Raw genomic sequence first — 13,733 nt, 5'->3', positions numbered from 1 at the left:
TCCAGCTCCAGACCGGAGGTCGTCATGTCCGTCGTGCTCTACGGTGCCCCGAGCACCGCGTCGCTGGTGGTCCACTGGCTGCTGATCGAGCTGGAGATCGAACACGAACTGCATCAGCTGGATTTCGCGGTGCAGGCGCAGAAGTCGGCCGCCTATCTGGCGCTCAATCCTGCCGGCCGTGTGCCGACGCTCGTGATCGACGGTCAGGTGCTGACCGAGTCGGCCGCGATCGCGATGCATCTTGCCGACCTGTATCCGGAGACCGGCTTGGCGCCGCCGCCCGGCGCGCCTGCGCGGGGCGATTACTACCGCTGGATGTGCATCTGCGTGTACACGCTGATGCCGGCCTACCGTGCCTGGTTCTATCCGCATGAACCCGCCGGTGAGGCACACGCGGACGCGGTCAAGGACCGCGCGCGCATCCAGATCGAGGCCGCCTGGCAGCAGATTGCCGACCACCTCGATGCGCAGGGGCCGTACCTGCTCGGCGATGCGGTGTCGGCGGCCGATTTCGTGCTGACGATGCTGATGCGCTGGTCGCGTGCGATGCCGCGACCCAGCGACGACTGGCCTGCGCTCGCAGTGCATGCGCGCCTGATGAAGACGCGTCCATCGTTTGCCGAGGTCTACCGGCGCGAAGGCCTTACCGACTGGACCTGACGCGCGCCGCGGCCCCGCCGCGACGCGCCGTCGGACTCAGAACCAGTCGAGTAGCGAGATGCCCAGGCCGACGTAGGTGGCCTTGTGGTTGTAGTCGATCAGGCTTTCGCCGTAGCCGTTGAACACCTGCAGGTGGCCACGGAAATTGCGGTGGATCGGGAAGCCCCAGTCGAACTGCAGCGCGCCGCGCGAACGCTCGCCGCCGCGCAGCGTGTGCCGGCCCATCAGCGTGTACACGTGACCACCGCGGACGTGGGTCAGGGTCATGTCGCCACGCCCAATGTAGTCCTCGATGTCCGGATTGTCGTCCTCGCTGCCGTCCGAGATGCGCACCCACGGGCGCACGACCAGCGCCCAGTCCTCGCGGTCGAAACCGAAGTTGAACATCACCCGGTTCCAGCTGCGCGACAGCGGATCGCCGCGGCCGTTGGACTGGTGGTTGACGCCGATCGCGGCCATGCGGCCGTGCCAGCCGCCGGGCAGGCTGTAACCGTTGCGGAACACCATCAGCACTTCGGGTTCGTAGTTGGTCTCGCGGAACGGGCGCGATTCCTCGGTGTTGTAGACCTGCCAGCGCGAGCTCTGGGTGTAGCCCATCCAGATGTCGCCATTGGTGCCGAACAGGTTCTCCACCGCCTTGGTCTTGAAGCTCAGCTGGAACTTCGCTTCCAGGCTGTCGAGGCCCTGCGACGTGGTGACCGTGTTGTCGGGGTTGGGCGAGGACGGCGTCTGGTTGACGTCCGAGGTCCAGAACGCCGGCAGCAGATAGACCGGCTTGTAGGCCCGCAAATTGAAGATACCGAGCTTGGAATCCTTGGCCAGTTCCCAGCGGCTGTCGAGCAGCGAACCCTGGCCGGCATTGGCGATCGCATCAGTCAGCCGGTCGCCGCCATCGTGGGCATACAGGCTGCGCGAGGCGGTGCCTTCGGCCAGCGCGTCGGCACGCACCGCGGGGTTGCTGCGCAGCTCGCGCGCCACGGCAGCCTCGGTGTCGGCCTGCTGCGGCGTGCGCGCGCCGCGGCCGGTCATCGAGTCGAAGCAGGCCAGACGCTGGGCGTCCTGCTCGAGCGCGACGCAGGCTTCCATGGTCGCGGGCGCATTCGGCGCGGCGGTCGGCACCTCGGGCGTCTGCGCGTGGGCAAGGCCCGTGGCTGCGGCCAGAGCGGCAGGAAGGAGATAAGCGGGTCGCATGATCAGGTCGCGTCCTTGAGCGTGAGGAGGTTGCTTTCGTCGGTACTCTGCACCTCGGCGACCTGGCGGTCGATATCCCGGTTGACCGAGGTATCGACGCCGGCGCTGGTGGCCGGCTCGTGGTCGATGGCCGTCGGTGTGGCGGTCTCCTCTTCCCGGGCCAGCACCACATGTGTCGTGGTCTTCGGCCCTTGTATCCCTTCGCGCCAGAACGCGCCCTTCACAAGGCGGATCGCCTCGCTGCGGGTCTTGCCCAGATCGCTGTGGCGCTGGTCCACCCAGCCGAAGAAGCGCAGCACGCTGCCATTGGCGCCGAACTCCACGACCGTCCATGACGGGCCGGGATCGGTGAGCACGCCGTCGATGCTGGCGATCTCCTGCATGGCGATCGCATGCGCCCTGCGGATCGACTGGCTGGCATCGATGTTGAAGGTGAAATCGAAGCGGCGTTTCGGATTGCTGGTGTAGTTGAGGATCACCGCCTTGAACACCAGCGCGTTGGGCAGGCGCAGTTCGTTGCCCTCCAGCGTGATCAGCGTCATCGCCCGTGCACTGAGCGCGGCGACCTTGCCCTCGTAGCTGTCGATCTTGACCATCTCGCCCGGTTCGAACGGACGCCGCAGGCTCAGCAGGATGCCGGCGATGTAGTTCTCGGCGATGTCCTTGAACGCGAAGCCCAGCGCCAGGCCCAGCACGCCGGCCGAGCCGAGCATCGCGCCGACCAGCGCAGTCGCGTTGAGCAGGTCGAGGGCGACGAGAATGCCGATCAGCAGGATCACCGCCCGCACCGCGCGCCGGATCAGCCCGTCGAGATAGGGGTTGCGCGTGCGCAGCCGCAACCAGTGCAGCCGCTGCGAGACGAAGCCGCCGATCCACGACGCGATGAAGACGATCAGCGCAGCGGCGAACAGCAGCGGCAGATTCGCGACCAGACGCAGGACGCGGGCCTCGGCTTCGTCGTAGACCCGATCGAAGCGACCGCGCACGTCGATCTCCTCGATGGTGTCCGCCGGTGCCACCGCGGTATCCGGCGCGGTCGCGGCCGGTGACGCGACGTCCGCTGCGGCCGGTGCGGATTGCGCGACGGGCGCGGCCGCATGCAGCGACGCGACGGGGAGACACGCCACGAGGGCGAGCAACAGGCCGGCGAGCATGGACATGACGCGGGGCGGGGCGGCGGAACGCAGTTCGGAATCAGGCATGTCGCGGGCGGTCTTGATGAGGCTCAGGCGCGACGATAGTGCACTCACCACCACCACGCGAATGCGAAGATGCCGAGCATCAGCACGGCCAGCGCGAGCTTGAGCGCCACGCCCAGTGCGATGCCGATCCACGTGCCGATGCCGACCCGCGTTGCCTGGCCCAGTCCGCGCGGACGCAGGTCGCGGCGGCTGATCAGTTCACCGGCCACCGCACCGACGAACGGGCCGGCGAACAGTCCGGGCAGACCGAAGAACAGACCCACAAAAGTGCCGACGATGGTGCCGATCAACGCCAGCCGGCTGGCGCCCACGCGTTTGGCTCCGACGGCCGTCGCCCAGAAATCCACCACGAACGACACGACCGTCAGCACGCCGAGCGTCACCAGTGACCAGACCCCGACGCGCTCGAATCCATCGGCCCACGCGGCGAGCAGCATGCCGGCGAACATCAGCGGCACACCGGGCAGGGCGGGCAGCACCACACCGGCCAGGCCGACCAGCACCAGCAGTGTCGCAAGGACGTAGAACAGCGCGGTCATTTCCATGTTGCAGCCTCGTGTGACGGTGCCGGAACACGGCTTCGACGGTCGGTAAAAGATGGGGAGACCCCGGATTGCATTTTCATAAACAGCGGGGTACTTTGCGATCGCTGTGTTTGTCAAGGTCACCGTGAACCGTGACCCTGCATGAAGTAGATTCGTGTCGGCTTGTGCCACCCGGTCCGCTGCATCGTCGCACCCGTGTTCTCCTTGCAACCAGCCGCCTAGACAGGCGTTCCATCGATCAGCAATCGAATCGTTCCAGGGAGAGAGAGCAACATGGCAAATCGCGAGACCGGTACCGTCAAGTGGTTCAATGACGCCAAGGGCTTCGGCTTCATCAGCCGCGAGAGTGGTGAAGACGTGTTCGTGCATTTCCGCGCCATCCAAGGCACCGGCTTCAAGTCGTTGCAGGAAGGCCAGCAGGTTTCGTTCGAAGTCGTGCAGGGCCAGAAGGGCCTGCAGGCCGACGCTGTCACGCCGCTCTGACCTCACTGGTCCGGAGCAGGAAGAAACCCGGCGCAAGCCGGGTTTTTTCTTGGGCCGGTTGTCGACAGCCCGGTGTGCGATTGGACGGGGCACCTCACGGCGCACTGCCCTTTCACAGCGCCACCGCCGACAATGGCAGCCATCCCTTTCAGTTGGTTCCGAGACGCCCATGAAACTGGACATCGACCTCGCCGTCATCGGCGGTACCGGCCTGTATCAGCTGGCCGACCTCCAGCACGTCGAACCGCACCAGCCGGTCACGCGCTATGGCGCGCTGTCGGGCCCCGTCCGCATCGGCATGCTCGATGGCCGGCGCGTCGCATTTCTCGCGCGGCATGGCGAGGGGCATTCGGTGCCGCCGCACCGGGTGAACTACCGGGCCAATCTCTCGGCGCTGCAGGCGCTGGGCGCGACGCGGGTGCTGGCGCTCAATACCGTGGGTGGCATCACCGAACGCTTCGGACCCCGCGTGCTGGCGTGTCCGGACCAGTTGATCGATTACACATGGGGCCGCGTCTCGACCTATTGCGAGGAAGAGGGCACCGATGTGATGCACGTCGACTTCGGCGATCCCTACACGCCCTCGCTGCGCAGGCGCGTGCTGGATGCGGCCGGCGCCGCCGGCGTCGCGCTCGTGGATGGCGGCTGTTACGGCGCGACGCAGGGTCCGCGCCTGGAGACGCGTGCCGAGATCGCGCGCATGCGTCGCGACGGCTGCGACCTCGTCGGCATGACCGGTATGCCGGAAGCGGGCCTCGCGCGTGAACTCGGACTCGACTACGCCTGCCTGGCGATCGTCGCGAACTGGGCGGCCGGTGCCGGCCCGCAGGTGGACGAAGTGATCACGTTCGAAGACGTGCTCGACAACGTCGCGGCGGCGTCCTCCGGCATTCCGTCCCTGCTGCGCGCATTGCTCGCGGCATGAGCGAACGGCGTGCGGCGTGCCCGGCTGCGCGGTCCGGAGACTGACCGCACGGACATCCCCGTTGCCGCACGGTCCAGCGCGTTGCCGCAAAAAAGAAGCCCCGCCATGCGGGGCTTGTTCGTCAGGCGATGCGGTCGGCAAGGGCCTGGCTTCGTCCGAAGCCCTGTGCCGGCGCATGCGTCAGCGCGTGACCGGCGACCAGCGCAGTGCCAGACCGTACTCGCGGCCGGGCTGGTAGTACCAGTTCACGGTCTCGTAGTGCTTGTCGAGCACGTTGGTGGCGCGGGCTTCCAGGGTCCAGTCGGGGTTGAACGCCCAGGCCGCACGCAGATCCAGCGTGCCGTGTCCGGAGACGCGCGCGGTGTTGGCGGCGTTGTCGAAGCGGCTGCTGCTGGCGCGCAACGTGGTGCCGATGCGGACATCGCCGAAGCTGCGGTCGATGTCGAAACGACCGCTGTTGCGCGCGCGACGGGCTAGCAGGTTGCCGTGGTTGGCATTGTCGCTGCGGTCGCGCGGATCGACATGGCTCAGTTCGGTCGACAGCTCGAAGCCGGCGAGCGTGGTCGCGAAGGTCAGCTCGGCGCCGCGGATGCGGGCTTCCTGGATGTTCTGCGGCACGAAGTTGCCGTCGAGGAAGATCAGATCGTCGACGCGGCTTTCGAACGCGTTGATCGACCAGTTCCAGGTGTCGCCGTACTGCGCGAGGCCCAGATTGGCGGTCTTCGCGCGCTCGGGTTCGAGCTCCGGGTTGCCGCTGCCCCAGGGGAAGTAGAGATCGTTGAACGTCGGCGCCTTGAAGCTGGTCGCTGCGCTGGCATTGAGGCGCAGGCCGTGGGCGAGATCCAGGCCCCAGCCGAGGCTGCCGGTGGTGTGGCCGCCGAACTGTTCGTTGTCGTCGTGACGCACGCCGGCCTGTACGCGGTGCGCGCCGAAACGGGCTGCGTACTCGGAGAACACCGCGAAGTTGTCGCGCGCGGTCAGGGCGTACGCAGTGGTGCTTTCGACGTTGTCGGACATCCAGTCGAAGCCGAGCGAGAAACGCTGTGCCGGCGCGAGACCGAAGTCCGCCTGCAGCGACGCGGTGTCGCGTCGGGTGTCGAACCGGCTGACGTCGCTGCGTTCCAGCGTGTCCTGGTTGCGGTAGTAGTTCTTCGCCTTGTCGTAGTTGCGGCCGGCTTGGGCGGTCAGCGTGACCACATCGGTCGGCGCATAGGTCAGCTTGCCGCCTGCGACCTGCTGCACGATGTCGGCTTCGTTGCCGCCGAAGGGGCCGCCGTCGTACTCGTTGAAGGCGCTGGCATGCAGTGCATTGCCCTCGAGCGTGAGCCCGTCCGCGAGCTCCACGCCGCCACGCAGGTTGAGCGAGGCGTTGCGATACCCGTCGCGATCGGGCTCGTCGACGCCGCAGCCGGCGCCGAAGTCATCGTTCAGCGGACCGCGGCCCCGGCATGCATTGATGCCGTCGGTGCGCTGGAATGCGGCGTCGACGCCGAACCAGCCGCGGCCGGCGCGGCCACCGATGCCGGCGCTGGCCTCGCGCAGGTTGTGGCTGCCCACACCGATACGCGCGTGCGGGCTGATCGCGCCAGTATTGCGGCGGGTGAAGATCTGGATGACGCCGCCCATGGCTTCCGAACCGTAGAGGCTCGAACGCGGGCCGCGGACGATTTCGACACGCTCGATCTGGTCGACCGGAATGTCCTGGAACGCGGCGAGGCCGGCCGTCGCCGAACCGATGCGCACGCCGTCGACCAGCACCAGCACATGGTCGGATTCGCTGCCGCGCATGAAGATCGAGGTCTGCTTGCCGGGACCACCGGAGTTGCCGATCTGGATGCCGGCGCGACCGCGCAGGAGTTCGGGCAGGTCGCGCGCCTGGGTGCGCTCGATTTCGGCGCGGTCGATAACCTGGGCCGGCACGATGGTGTCGCCGAGCGTGCTCTCACCGCGGTTGGCGGTGACGAGCACAGTGTCGAGATCGCGCGCACCGGTAGCGGTCGCAGCGACGGCCAATGGCGAGGCGAGGGCAGCGACGATCGCCACGGTCAGAATTCGGAACGGCATTGCGGTCTCCTTGGCGCGTGCACCCACGCACGCGGATCGGTCGGTCTGGAGATCGCGAAGGCGGACACAGGCTGCCGACCGGTCAGGCACGAAGCCGTCCGGAACGCCGCCGCAATGCCCGCCGCATCGCAATCGAGGAAGACTTCGTGGCCGGTCTCCGGACTTGCGCGTGGGAGCAGGGCTCCCGGGCGTCGCGCCTTCCCATGCCGGAGCACAGTGGCGGATGCGACGCTTGAACACGTTTACCGTTGCGGGGGCAGTGCCGGACTGGCGGCCAGAGGCGCGTCACCGGCTTCCCGTTTAAACCCGGACGGCATTCCGCTGTCGGGGTCACCATGAAGCTGGCGCGGATTGTACGTGAGCGGGGAGGCTGCAGCGCAGCCAGGCAGCGGTGCGCTGCGATCAGTCGTCGCGACGGTCGAAGAGGCTGTCGAGCGGCGAATCGGTTTCGACCGTCGCGGTGACGGTCGTCGTGACCGGGCCGGCAGCCTGGCGCGCGCGCGGGTCGGGCAGCAGTGCGGTCGCCGCCTCCGCGGCCTCGACCAGTTCCAGGCGACGGGCCTCGGGCACGTCCTGCCAATGGCAGTCGAGCAGGGCGCCTTCCAGCGAGTACAGCAGGTTGAGGCTGGGCTTGAAGCCGGCGCGGCGGACCTTGACGAACGCGTCCACGGCGCCTGCGGCATGCAGATCCTCGCGCGTGCGCAGACCGACCTGACGCAGCCAGGCTGCGGACTTGGGTCCGATGTTGCGCAGCTTGAGCGGCGTCGGTGCGGTCATTGCAGCGATTCGAGGTAAAGGGAGGCCAGGATTTCGATGCCGGCCTGGTCTTCAACGTCGAAACGCGCGGGCAGCGGACTGTCGATGTCGAACACGCCGACCAGACGCTCACCGACGTAAAGCGGCACCACCAGTTCGGAGCGCGATGCGCTGTCGCAGGCGATGTGTCCCGGGAACGCGTGGACGTCGTCGATGCGTTGCGTTTCGCGCGTGCGGGCCGCTGCACCACACACGCCCTTGTCGAGGGGAATGCGCACGCAGGCCGGCAGCCCCTGGAACGGACCGACGACGAGTTCGGTACCGTCGAACAGATAGAAGCCGACCCAGTTGAGGTCCGGCAACGCGTGGAAGACCAGCGCCGACAGATTCGCCGCATTGGCGATCGCATCGCGTTCGCCGTGCATCAGGGCGCGTGCCTGCGCCGCGAGCGCGGCATACTGTTCCGGCTTCGGGCCGTCGAGGGGTGAGGACGTGAACATGCCACGCAGTGTAGCAGCGGCCCCATCGGGCTCCGACCGCCTGGACGCATTGCCGCGCGATGCCGACGGCTTCCGCCTCCGCGGCACGCAGGCCTCGCGTCTGGAGACCTTCGTCGATGCGGCATTCGCCTTCGCGGTGACGCTGCTGGTGGTGTCGTTCGACGCGATGCCGGCCAGCCTGCCCGAACTGCACGAGGCGCTGCGACGCGCGCCTGCGTTCCTCGCAGGCTTCGCGATCCTCGCGATGTTCTGGGCCACCCATCATCGCTTCAGTCGCCGCACCGGATTGAGCGATGCGCGGGTGACCACGCTCGGCCTGCTGCTGATCGCGGTTGCGCTGCTGTACGTGTATCCGCTGCGTCTGATCATGGGCGTCGGCCTGCATTTCCTGACCGCGGGCTGGGCACCCTCACCGATTCCGATCGGATTCAATGCGGGCGAATTCCGCAGTCTGTACGTGATCTACGGGCTCGGCTTCGCTGCGATGTGCATCACGATGCTGCTGCTCAACCGCCATGGCCTCGCACGCGCCGACATGCTCGGACTCGATCCGGTCGAACGCTGCCTGCTGCGCCAGGACGCCGGCGCGATGGCATGGCTGCTGATTCCCACGGTCGCATCGATCGTGCTCGCACTGCTGCCGATGCCGCCACGCACCCTGTTCCAGGGGCTGCCGGGCATCGTCTACTGCACGCTGGCCGTGCTGATGCCGTGGTACGGCGTGCGCAGCGCCCGCGAGCTCGCGCGCGTCCGCGCTGGAGTCGAGGCCGGATGAGCGCCCGCAGTTTTCTCGTGACCGGTACCGACACCGGCATCGGCAAGACCCATTCGAGCGTCGCACTGCTGCACGCATTGCGCGCCAGCGGGCTGCGCGCGGTCGGCATGAAGCCGATCGCCAGCGGTTGCGACTGGCGGGACGGTGGCTGGCGAAACGAGGACGCGCTGGCGCTGCAGGGCGCCAGCGATCCGCGACCCGCCTATGCGGACGTCAATCCGGTGGCGCTGCCCGAACCGACTGCGCCGACACTGGCCGCAATCGCTGCCGGTGTGACGGTCGACATCGCCGCACTGCTCGCCGCGCATGCGCGGCTGGCGGCAGGCGCCGATGTGGTGCTTGTCGAAGGGGCAGGCGGCTGGGACGCGCCGCTGGCGCAGGGTCTGGAGCATCGCGATCTGGCGCATCACCTCGGCGGCGCCGTGGTGCTGGTGGTCGGCCTGAAACTCGGTTGCCTGAGCCACGCGCGACTGACCGTGCGCGCGATTGCCGCCGATGGGTGCCGTCTGGTGGGATGGGTCGGCAACCGCATCGATCCCGACTTCGGCCGTGCCGACGATTACATCGGTCTGCTCGAGGCCGCGCTCCCCGCGCCCTGCCTGGGTGTGCTGCCGTTCGTCGATGCGTTGCACGACGGCAGCGTGCCGCATCTGCATCTGGACGCGGAGTGGGTCGCGGCGCTGTAGCGTCTCGCCCGCTCCACCGTCGGCGACTTCAGGAACGTTTCGTGGTTACCGGTTTCGACAGGCGTCGAGCCATCAGACCGTCCGGAAAAAACGACATCGCGCGGCCCTGCCGCGCGATGTCGTCGAACGCCCGCCTCGCTACGGCGGGCCGGGATTCCACCTGTTACACAGTCAGGCGGTCTTCTTCGCCGCCAACTGCCGCAGCACGTAATGCAACAGACCGCCATGTCGGAAGTACTCGACTTCCTTGGGCGTCAGCAGCAGCACGTCGACTTCGAAACGGATCTCGGTGCCGTCCGCGCGCTTGGCGACGATCTGCGCGGTCTTCGACTTGCCGTTGGCGAGGCCGGTCAGTTCGACCGTCTCCGAACCGTCCAGGCCCAGGCTCTGCGCGTTGTCGCCGTCGCGGAAGCTGCACGGCAGCACGCCCATGCCGACGAGGTTCGAGCGGTGGATGCGCTCGAAGCTCTCGGCGATCACGGCTTTCACGCCCAGCAGGTTGGTGCCCTTGGCCGCCCAGTCGCGCGAAGAACCCGTGCCGTATTCCTTGCCTGCGAACACCACCAGCGGCACGCCAGCGGCCTTGTACTTCTGCGCCGCGTCGTAGATCGACAGCTTCTCCGGTTCGCCGTCGCCGAAGTACAGCGTGTTGCCGCCTTCCTCGCCGCCGAAGAACAGGTTCTTGATGCGGATGTTGGCGAAGGTGCCGCGCACCATGACGTCGTCGTTGCCGCGGCGCGAGCCGTAGCTGTTGAAGTCGGTCGGCTGCACGCCGCGTTCCTGCAGGAAACGGCCGGCCGGTGAGTCGCCCTTGATGTTGCCGGCCGGCGAGATGTGGTCGGTGGTGATCGAGTCGCCGAACAGGCCCATGATCCGCGCGCCGTGGATGTCGTCGATGCTGCCGACGTCCATCGTCATGCCGTCGAAGTAGGGCGGGTTCTTGATGTAGGTCGACGCTTCGTCCCACGCGTAGAGATCGCCATCGGGCGATTCGATCGTGTTCCAGCGGGTGTCGCCCTTGAACACGTCGGCGTAGTTCTTGGCGAACATCTCCGGCCCGATCGTCTTGGCGATGAAGTCGCCGATTTCCTTGTTGGTCGGCCAGATGTCGCGAAGGTAGACGGGGTTGCCGTCCTGGTCCTTGCCCAGCGGATCGTCGGTCAGGTCGATGTCGACCGTACCGGCGATCGCATAAGCGACGACCAGCGGCGGCGAGGCGAGATAGTTCATCTTCACTTCGCCGTGGATGCGGCCTTCGAAATTGCGGTTGCCCGACAGCACAGCGGCGACCGCGAGATCGTTCTCGGCGATGCCCTTCGACACCGCGTCCGGCAGCGGGCCGGAATTGCCGATGCAGGTCGTGCAGCCGTAGCCGACGACGTAGAAGCCGAGCTTCTCCAGATCGTCCATTACGCCCGCTTTCTCGAGGTAATCGGTGACCACCAGCGAACCCGGTCCGAGCGAGGTCTTGACCCACGGCGCGGCCTTCAGGCCCTTGGCTGCCGCGTTGCGCGCGAGCAGGCCGGCGCCGAGCATCACCGCCGGGTTCGAGGTGTTGGTGCACGACGTGATCGCGGCGATGACCACCGAGCCGTCGGTCAATTCGTGCTCGCCATCATCGAGCGTGATCTTCGACACCGGACGCGCGGCGAGGCGCTCGGCCTGCGGCTGTCCGCCGCCTTCCTTCTCGAAACGGTCGACCTGCGGATCTTCCGCGCTCGCTTTGTTGCGCTTGGCGACCAGCGGACCGACGTTGTCGCGGAAATTCTGCTGCACTTTCTCCAGCAGCACGCGGTCCTGCGGACGCTTCGGACCGGCCAGCGACGGGCGCACGTCGGCCATGTCGAGTTCCAGCACGCTGCTGTATTCGGCTTCCGGTGCGCCGGGTTCGTGCCACAGCTGCTGCGCCTTGGCGTAGGCCTCGACGAGCGCGATCTGGTCTTCGCTGCGACCTGACAGGCGCAGGTAGTTCAGCGATTCCTGGTCGATCGGGAAGATGCCGCAGGTCGCGCCGTACTCGGGCGCCATGTTGCCGATCGTCGCGCGGTCGGCGAGTGGCAGATGCTGCAGGCCTTCGCCGAAGAACTCGACGAACTTGCCGACGACGCCATGCTTGCGCAGCGTCTCGGTGACGGTCAGCACGAGGTCGGTCGCGGTCGCGCCTTCCGGCATGCGGCCGGTGAGCTTGAAGCCGACGACCTGCGGAATCAGCATCGACGACGGCTGGCCGAGCATCGCGGCCTCGGCCTCGATACCGCCGACGCCCCAGCCGAGCACGCCGATGCCGTTGATCATCGTGGTGTGCGAATCGGTGCCGAACACGGTGTCCGGATAGGCCCACTGCACACCGTCGTCGCGCTCGGCGGTCATCACCACGCGGGCGAGATGCTCGAGGTTCACCTGGTGGACGATGCCGGTATTGGGCGGCACGACCTTGAAGTTGTCGAAGGCCTTCTGGCCCCAGCGCAGGAAGCCGTAGCGTTCCTTGTTGCGCTGGAATTCGATCTTGCCGTTGAGATCCAGCGCATCCGGGCGACCGAACACGTCGACCTGCACGGAGTGGTCGATCACCAGTTCCGACGGGATCAGTGGATTGATCTGCTCCGGACGACCGCCGAGGCGCACCACGGCATCACGCATCGCGGCGAGGTCGACGACGCAGGGTACGCCGGTGAAGTCCTGCAGCACCACGCGCGCCGGCATGAAGGCGATTTCGGTGTCCGGTTCGGCCTTCGGGTCCCACTTCGCGACGGCCTCGATGTGGTGCGCGGCGACGGTCTCGCCGTCCTCGTGGCGCAGCAGGTTCTCGAGCAGGATCTTCATCGAGTAGGGCAGGCGGGCGATGTCGAACTGCTTGCCCAGCGCCGGCAGGCTGGCATAGGCGTAACGACGGCCGCCAACCTCGAGCTCGGTATGGGTGGAGAAGGAATCGGTCATGCAGGGGCTCCTGTCGCAGGTGGCTGGCGAGGGCCGGTAGCGGCCGTGCGCGCTGTCTGGGTGTCGCGTCGGCTCCGCCGCAGGAAGGTCTGCCGGCCGAACCGATTCAGCTAAGTGTAGGCCGGAGCCCGTAGCGACTATGTCATCGCATCGGGATGACAGCCGTATACCGGCCGGACGCTGCGTTTCGCCCTTCCGCGCCCGCTGCGTGGCAGCACCGACATGGGCGGCGGACGGCTGGCGGATTAGGGTATGTCGGACCCGGTATGTATAATTCACGCATACTTGAGCGGAGCCCGCCATGGAAGCCACCGTCGCCGAACGCGGCCAGATCACCCTGCCCAAGGCCGTGCGCGACGCGCTGGGCCTGAGCAAGGGCACGATCCTCAAGGTCGAGCTGGAAGGCAGTCGCATCGTGCTGCGCAAGAGCGTGGACGACGCGGTCTCGCGCGCCCGCGGCCGGTTCAGGCTGGAAGGCTTCGACGATACCGACGCCGCGATGCGCGCGGTGCGTGGCCAGCCGGTCGCTGACAGTGAAACCGGCGCCGACGCCACTGCTGACGGAGACGCCGACCGGTGATCGCCGTCGACGCGCCCGTGCTGGTGGACCTGCTGGCCGACGGCCCGCAGGCCGACGCCGCCGAGGCCTGCCTGCGCCAGTACCTGAGCGCCGGGCCGGTCGTCGTCTGCGACGTCGCACTGGCCGAGATCTGCGGCGCGCTGCATGACGGCGCCGACACCATGTCCGTGCTCGAGGACATGGGCGTGCGGTTCTCGGCGATCGAGGCGAAGTCCGCGTTGCGCGCCGGCGAGATGCAGCGCCGCTCCTGGCAGCGCGGCGACATCGCCGGTCGGCCGTCGCGCGACTTCCTCGTCGGGGCGCATGCGCTGTTGCAGTGCAATGGCCTGATCACCCGCGACGACGCGTTTTTCCGCACCTATTTCAAGGGTCTCAAGCTGATCGTACCGTCGGCCTGAGACCGGTTTTCCCGGTACTACACGAACAAGA

Annotated in this window: 14 protein-coding genes and 1 riboswitch; of the genes, 7 read left to right on the top strand and 7 right to left on the bottom strand. The window is 67.4% G+C overall.

Annotated elements, in window-relative coordinates; translation table 11 throughout:
• The first annotated feature begins 24 nt into the window (after positions 1 to 24).
• The gene (locus AC3A4E_RS10055; protein ID WP_487631341.1) at positions 25 to 660 is read left to right on the top strand and encodes a glutathione S-transferase family protein; all 636 of its coding nucleotides are present in this window, start codon (positions 25 to 27) and stop codon (positions 658 to 660) included.
• Positions 661 to 696: 36 nt separating this feature from the next.
• Here AC3A4E_RS10055 and AC3A4E_RS10050 read toward each other — a convergent pair whose 3' ends face one another.
• From AC3A4E_RS10050 to AC3A4E_RS10040, 3 genes are all read right to left on the bottom strand, one after another.
• Entirely contained in the window at positions 697 to 1,851 is a 1,155-nt protein-coding gene (locus AC3A4E_RS10050) for a phospholipase A (RefSeq protein WP_487631340.1), read from the bottom strand.
• A 2-nt stretch (positions 1,852 to 1,853) separates the two neighbouring features.
• A complete protein-coding gene (locus AC3A4E_RS10045) occupies positions 1,854 to 3,011 on the bottom strand; it encodes a mechanosensitive ion channel family protein (protein ID WP_487631339.1) in 1,158 nt (385 codons plus the stop codon).
• Positions 3,012 to 3,097: 86 nt separating this feature from the next.
• Entirely contained in the window at positions 3,098 to 3,598 is a 501-nt protein-coding gene (locus tag AC3A4E_RS10040; protein ID WP_487631338.1) for a DUF456 domain-containing protein, read from the bottom strand.
• A gap of 273 nt (positions 3,599 to 3,871) precedes the next feature.
• On the opposite strand from AC3A4E_RS10040, the gene AC3A4E_RS10035 reads away from it, so the two are divergent.
• Together AC3A4E_RS10035 and AC3A4E_RS10030 are read left to right on the top strand one after the other, a co-directional pair.
• Positions 3,872 to 4,081, top strand: a complete 210-nt coding sequence (locus AC3A4E_RS10035) for a cold-shock protein (RefSeq protein WP_487631337.1) — start codon at positions 3,872 to 3,874, stop codon at positions 4,079 to 4,081.
• 169 nt (positions 4,082 to 4,250) lie between these two features.
• Positions 4,251 to 5,006 (top strand): S-methyl-5'-thioinosine phosphorylase, encoded by a 756-nt coding sequence (locus AC3A4E_RS10030; RefSeq protein WP_487631336.1) that lies wholly within the window; start codon positions 4,251 to 4,253, stop codon positions 5,004 to 5,006.
• A gap of 180 nt (positions 5,007 to 5,186) precedes the next feature.
• Here AC3A4E_RS10030 and btuB read toward each other — a convergent pair whose 3' ends face one another.
• The 3 genes from btuB to AC3A4E_RS10015 form a co-directional block, all read right to left on the bottom strand.
• Positions 5,187 to 7,070, bottom strand: a complete 1,884-nt coding sequence (gene btuB / locus AC3A4E_RS10025) for a TonB-dependent vitamin B12 receptor (protein WP_487631335.1) — start codon at positions 7,068 to 7,070, stop codon at positions 5,187 to 5,189.
• Between the two features lie 131 nt (positions 7,071 to 7,201).
• Positions 7,202 to 7,423, bottom strand: a riboswitch (cobalamin riboswitch).
• 49 nt (positions 7,424 to 7,472) lie between these two features.
• Positions 7,473 to 7,847: a TfoX/Sxy family protein gene (locus tag AC3A4E_RS10020; protein ID WP_487631334.1), complete on the bottom strand. Its 375-nt coding sequence runs from the start codon at positions 7,845 to 7,847 to the stop codon at positions 7,473 to 7,475.
• A complete protein-coding gene (locus AC3A4E_RS10015; RefSeq protein ID WP_487631333.1) occupies positions 7,844 to 8,326 on the bottom strand; it encodes a GAF domain-containing protein in 483 nt (160 codons plus the stop codon). The genes AC3A4E_RS10020 and AC3A4E_RS10015 overlap by 4 nt, the downstream gene beginning before the upstream one ends.
• Here AC3A4E_RS10015 and AC3A4E_RS10010 point away from each other — a divergent pair.
• Together AC3A4E_RS10010 and bioD are read left to right on the top strand one after the other, a co-directional pair.
• A complete protein-coding gene (locus AC3A4E_RS10010) occupies positions 8,325 to 9,101 on the top strand; it encodes a TMEM175 family protein (protein WP_487631332.1) in 777 nt (258 codons plus the stop codon). The two genes, AC3A4E_RS10015 and AC3A4E_RS10010, sit on opposite strands and share 2 nt — an antisense overlap.
• Positions 9,098 to 9,787, top strand: coding sequence for a dethiobiotin synthase (gene bioD, locus AC3A4E_RS10005; protein WP_487631331.1), 690 nt, complete (start codon positions 9,098 to 9,100; stop codon positions 9,785 to 9,787). Before AC3A4E_RS10010 ends, bioD begins: the two co-directional genes overlap by 4 nt.
• Positions 9,788 to 9,958: 171 nt before the next feature.
• Here the strand turns inward: bioD and acnA are convergent, their stop codons facing one another.
• On the bottom strand, positions 9,959 to 12,724 hold the full coding sequence (gene acnA / locus AC3A4E_RS10000) for an aconitate hydratase AcnA (protein ID WP_487631330.1): 2,766 nt from the start codon (positions 12,722 to 12,724) through the stop codon (positions 9,959 to 9,961).
• A gap of 301 nt (positions 12,725 to 13,025) precedes the next feature.
• Here acnA and AC3A4E_RS09995 point away from each other — a divergent pair, with 301 nt between their 5' ends.
• Both AC3A4E_RS09995 and AC3A4E_RS09990 read left to right on the top strand, forming a co-directional pair.
• Positions 13,026 to 13,304 carry an AbrB/MazE/SpoVT family DNA-binding domain-containing protein gene (locus tag AC3A4E_RS09995; protein WP_487631329.1) on the top strand — a complete coding sequence of 93 codons (279 nt, stop codon included), beginning with the start codon at positions 13,026 to 13,028 and terminating at the stop codon, positions 13,302 to 13,304.
• Positions 13,301 to 13,702 carry a type II toxin-antitoxin system VapC family toxin gene (locus AC3A4E_RS09990; protein WP_332077238.1) on the top strand — a complete coding sequence of 134 codons (402 nt, stop codon included), beginning with the start codon at positions 13,301 to 13,303 and terminating at the stop codon, positions 13,700 to 13,702. The genes AC3A4E_RS09995 and AC3A4E_RS09990 overlap by 4 nt, the downstream gene beginning before the upstream one ends.
• Positions 13,703 to 13,733 lie beyond the last annotated feature (31 nt).

Source organism: Luteimonas sp. Soil_N_1 (assembly GCF_057656255.1).
This window is presented reverse-complemented; position numbering and strand designations above follow the sequence as displayed.

What these genes read in the sequence shown, in the direction of transcription:
- AC3A4E_RS10015 (WP_487631333.1), bottom strand. Translation starts at nt 8,326, where the DNA reads ATGTTCACGTCCTCACCCCTCGACGGCCCGAAGCCGGAACAGTATGCC.
- btuB (WP_487631335.1), bottom strand. Translation starts at nt 7,070, where the DNA reads ATGCCGTTCCGAATTCTGACCGTGGCGATCGTCGCTGCCCTCGCCTCG.
- AC3A4E_RS10050 (WP_487631340.1), bottom strand. Translation starts at nt 1,851, where the DNA reads ATGCGACCCGCTTATCTCCTTCCTGCCGCTCTGGCCGCAGCCACGGGC.
- AC3A4E_RS10020 (WP_487631334.1), bottom strand. Translation starts at nt 7,847, where the DNA reads ATGACCGCACCGACGCCGCTCAAGCTGCGCAACATCGGACCCAAGTCC.
- AC3A4E_RS10010 (WP_487631332.1), top strand. Translation starts at nt 8,325, where the DNA reads ATGCCACGCAGTGTAGCAGCGGCCCCATCGGGCTCCGACCGCCTGGAC.
- AC3A4E_RS09995 (WP_487631329.1), top strand. Translation starts at nt 13,026, where the DNA reads ATGGAAGCCACCGTCGCCGAACGCGGCCAGATCACCCTGCCCAAGGCC.
- AC3A4E_RS10045 (WP_487631339.1), bottom strand. Translation starts at nt 3,011, where the DNA reads ATGTCCATGCTCGCCGGCCTGTTGCTCGCCCTCGTGGCGTGTCTCCCC.
- AC3A4E_RS10055 (WP_487631341.1), top strand. Translation starts at nt 25, where the DNA reads ATGTCCGTCGTGCTCTACGGTGCCCCGAGCACCGCGTCGCTGGTGGTC.
- AC3A4E_RS10035 (WP_487631337.1), top strand. Translation starts at nt 3,872, where the DNA reads ATGGCAAATCGCGAGACCGGTACCGTCAAGTGGTTCAATGACGCCAAG.
- AC3A4E_RS10040 (WP_487631338.1), bottom strand. Translation starts at nt 3,598, where the DNA reads ATGGAAATGACCGCGCTGTTCTACGTCCTTGCGACACTGCTGGTGCTG.
- bioD (WP_487631331.1), top strand. Translation starts at nt 9,098, where the DNA reads ATGAGCGCCCGCAGTTTTCTCGTGACCGGTACCGACACCGGCATCGGC.
- AC3A4E_RS10030 (WP_487631336.1), top strand. Translation starts at nt 4,251, where the DNA reads ATGAAACTGGACATCGACCTCGCCGTCATCGGCGGTACCGGCCTGTAT.
- acnA (WP_487631330.1), bottom strand. Translation starts at nt 12,724, where the DNA reads ATGACCGATTCCTTCTCCACCCATACCGAGCTCGAGGTTGGCGGCCGT.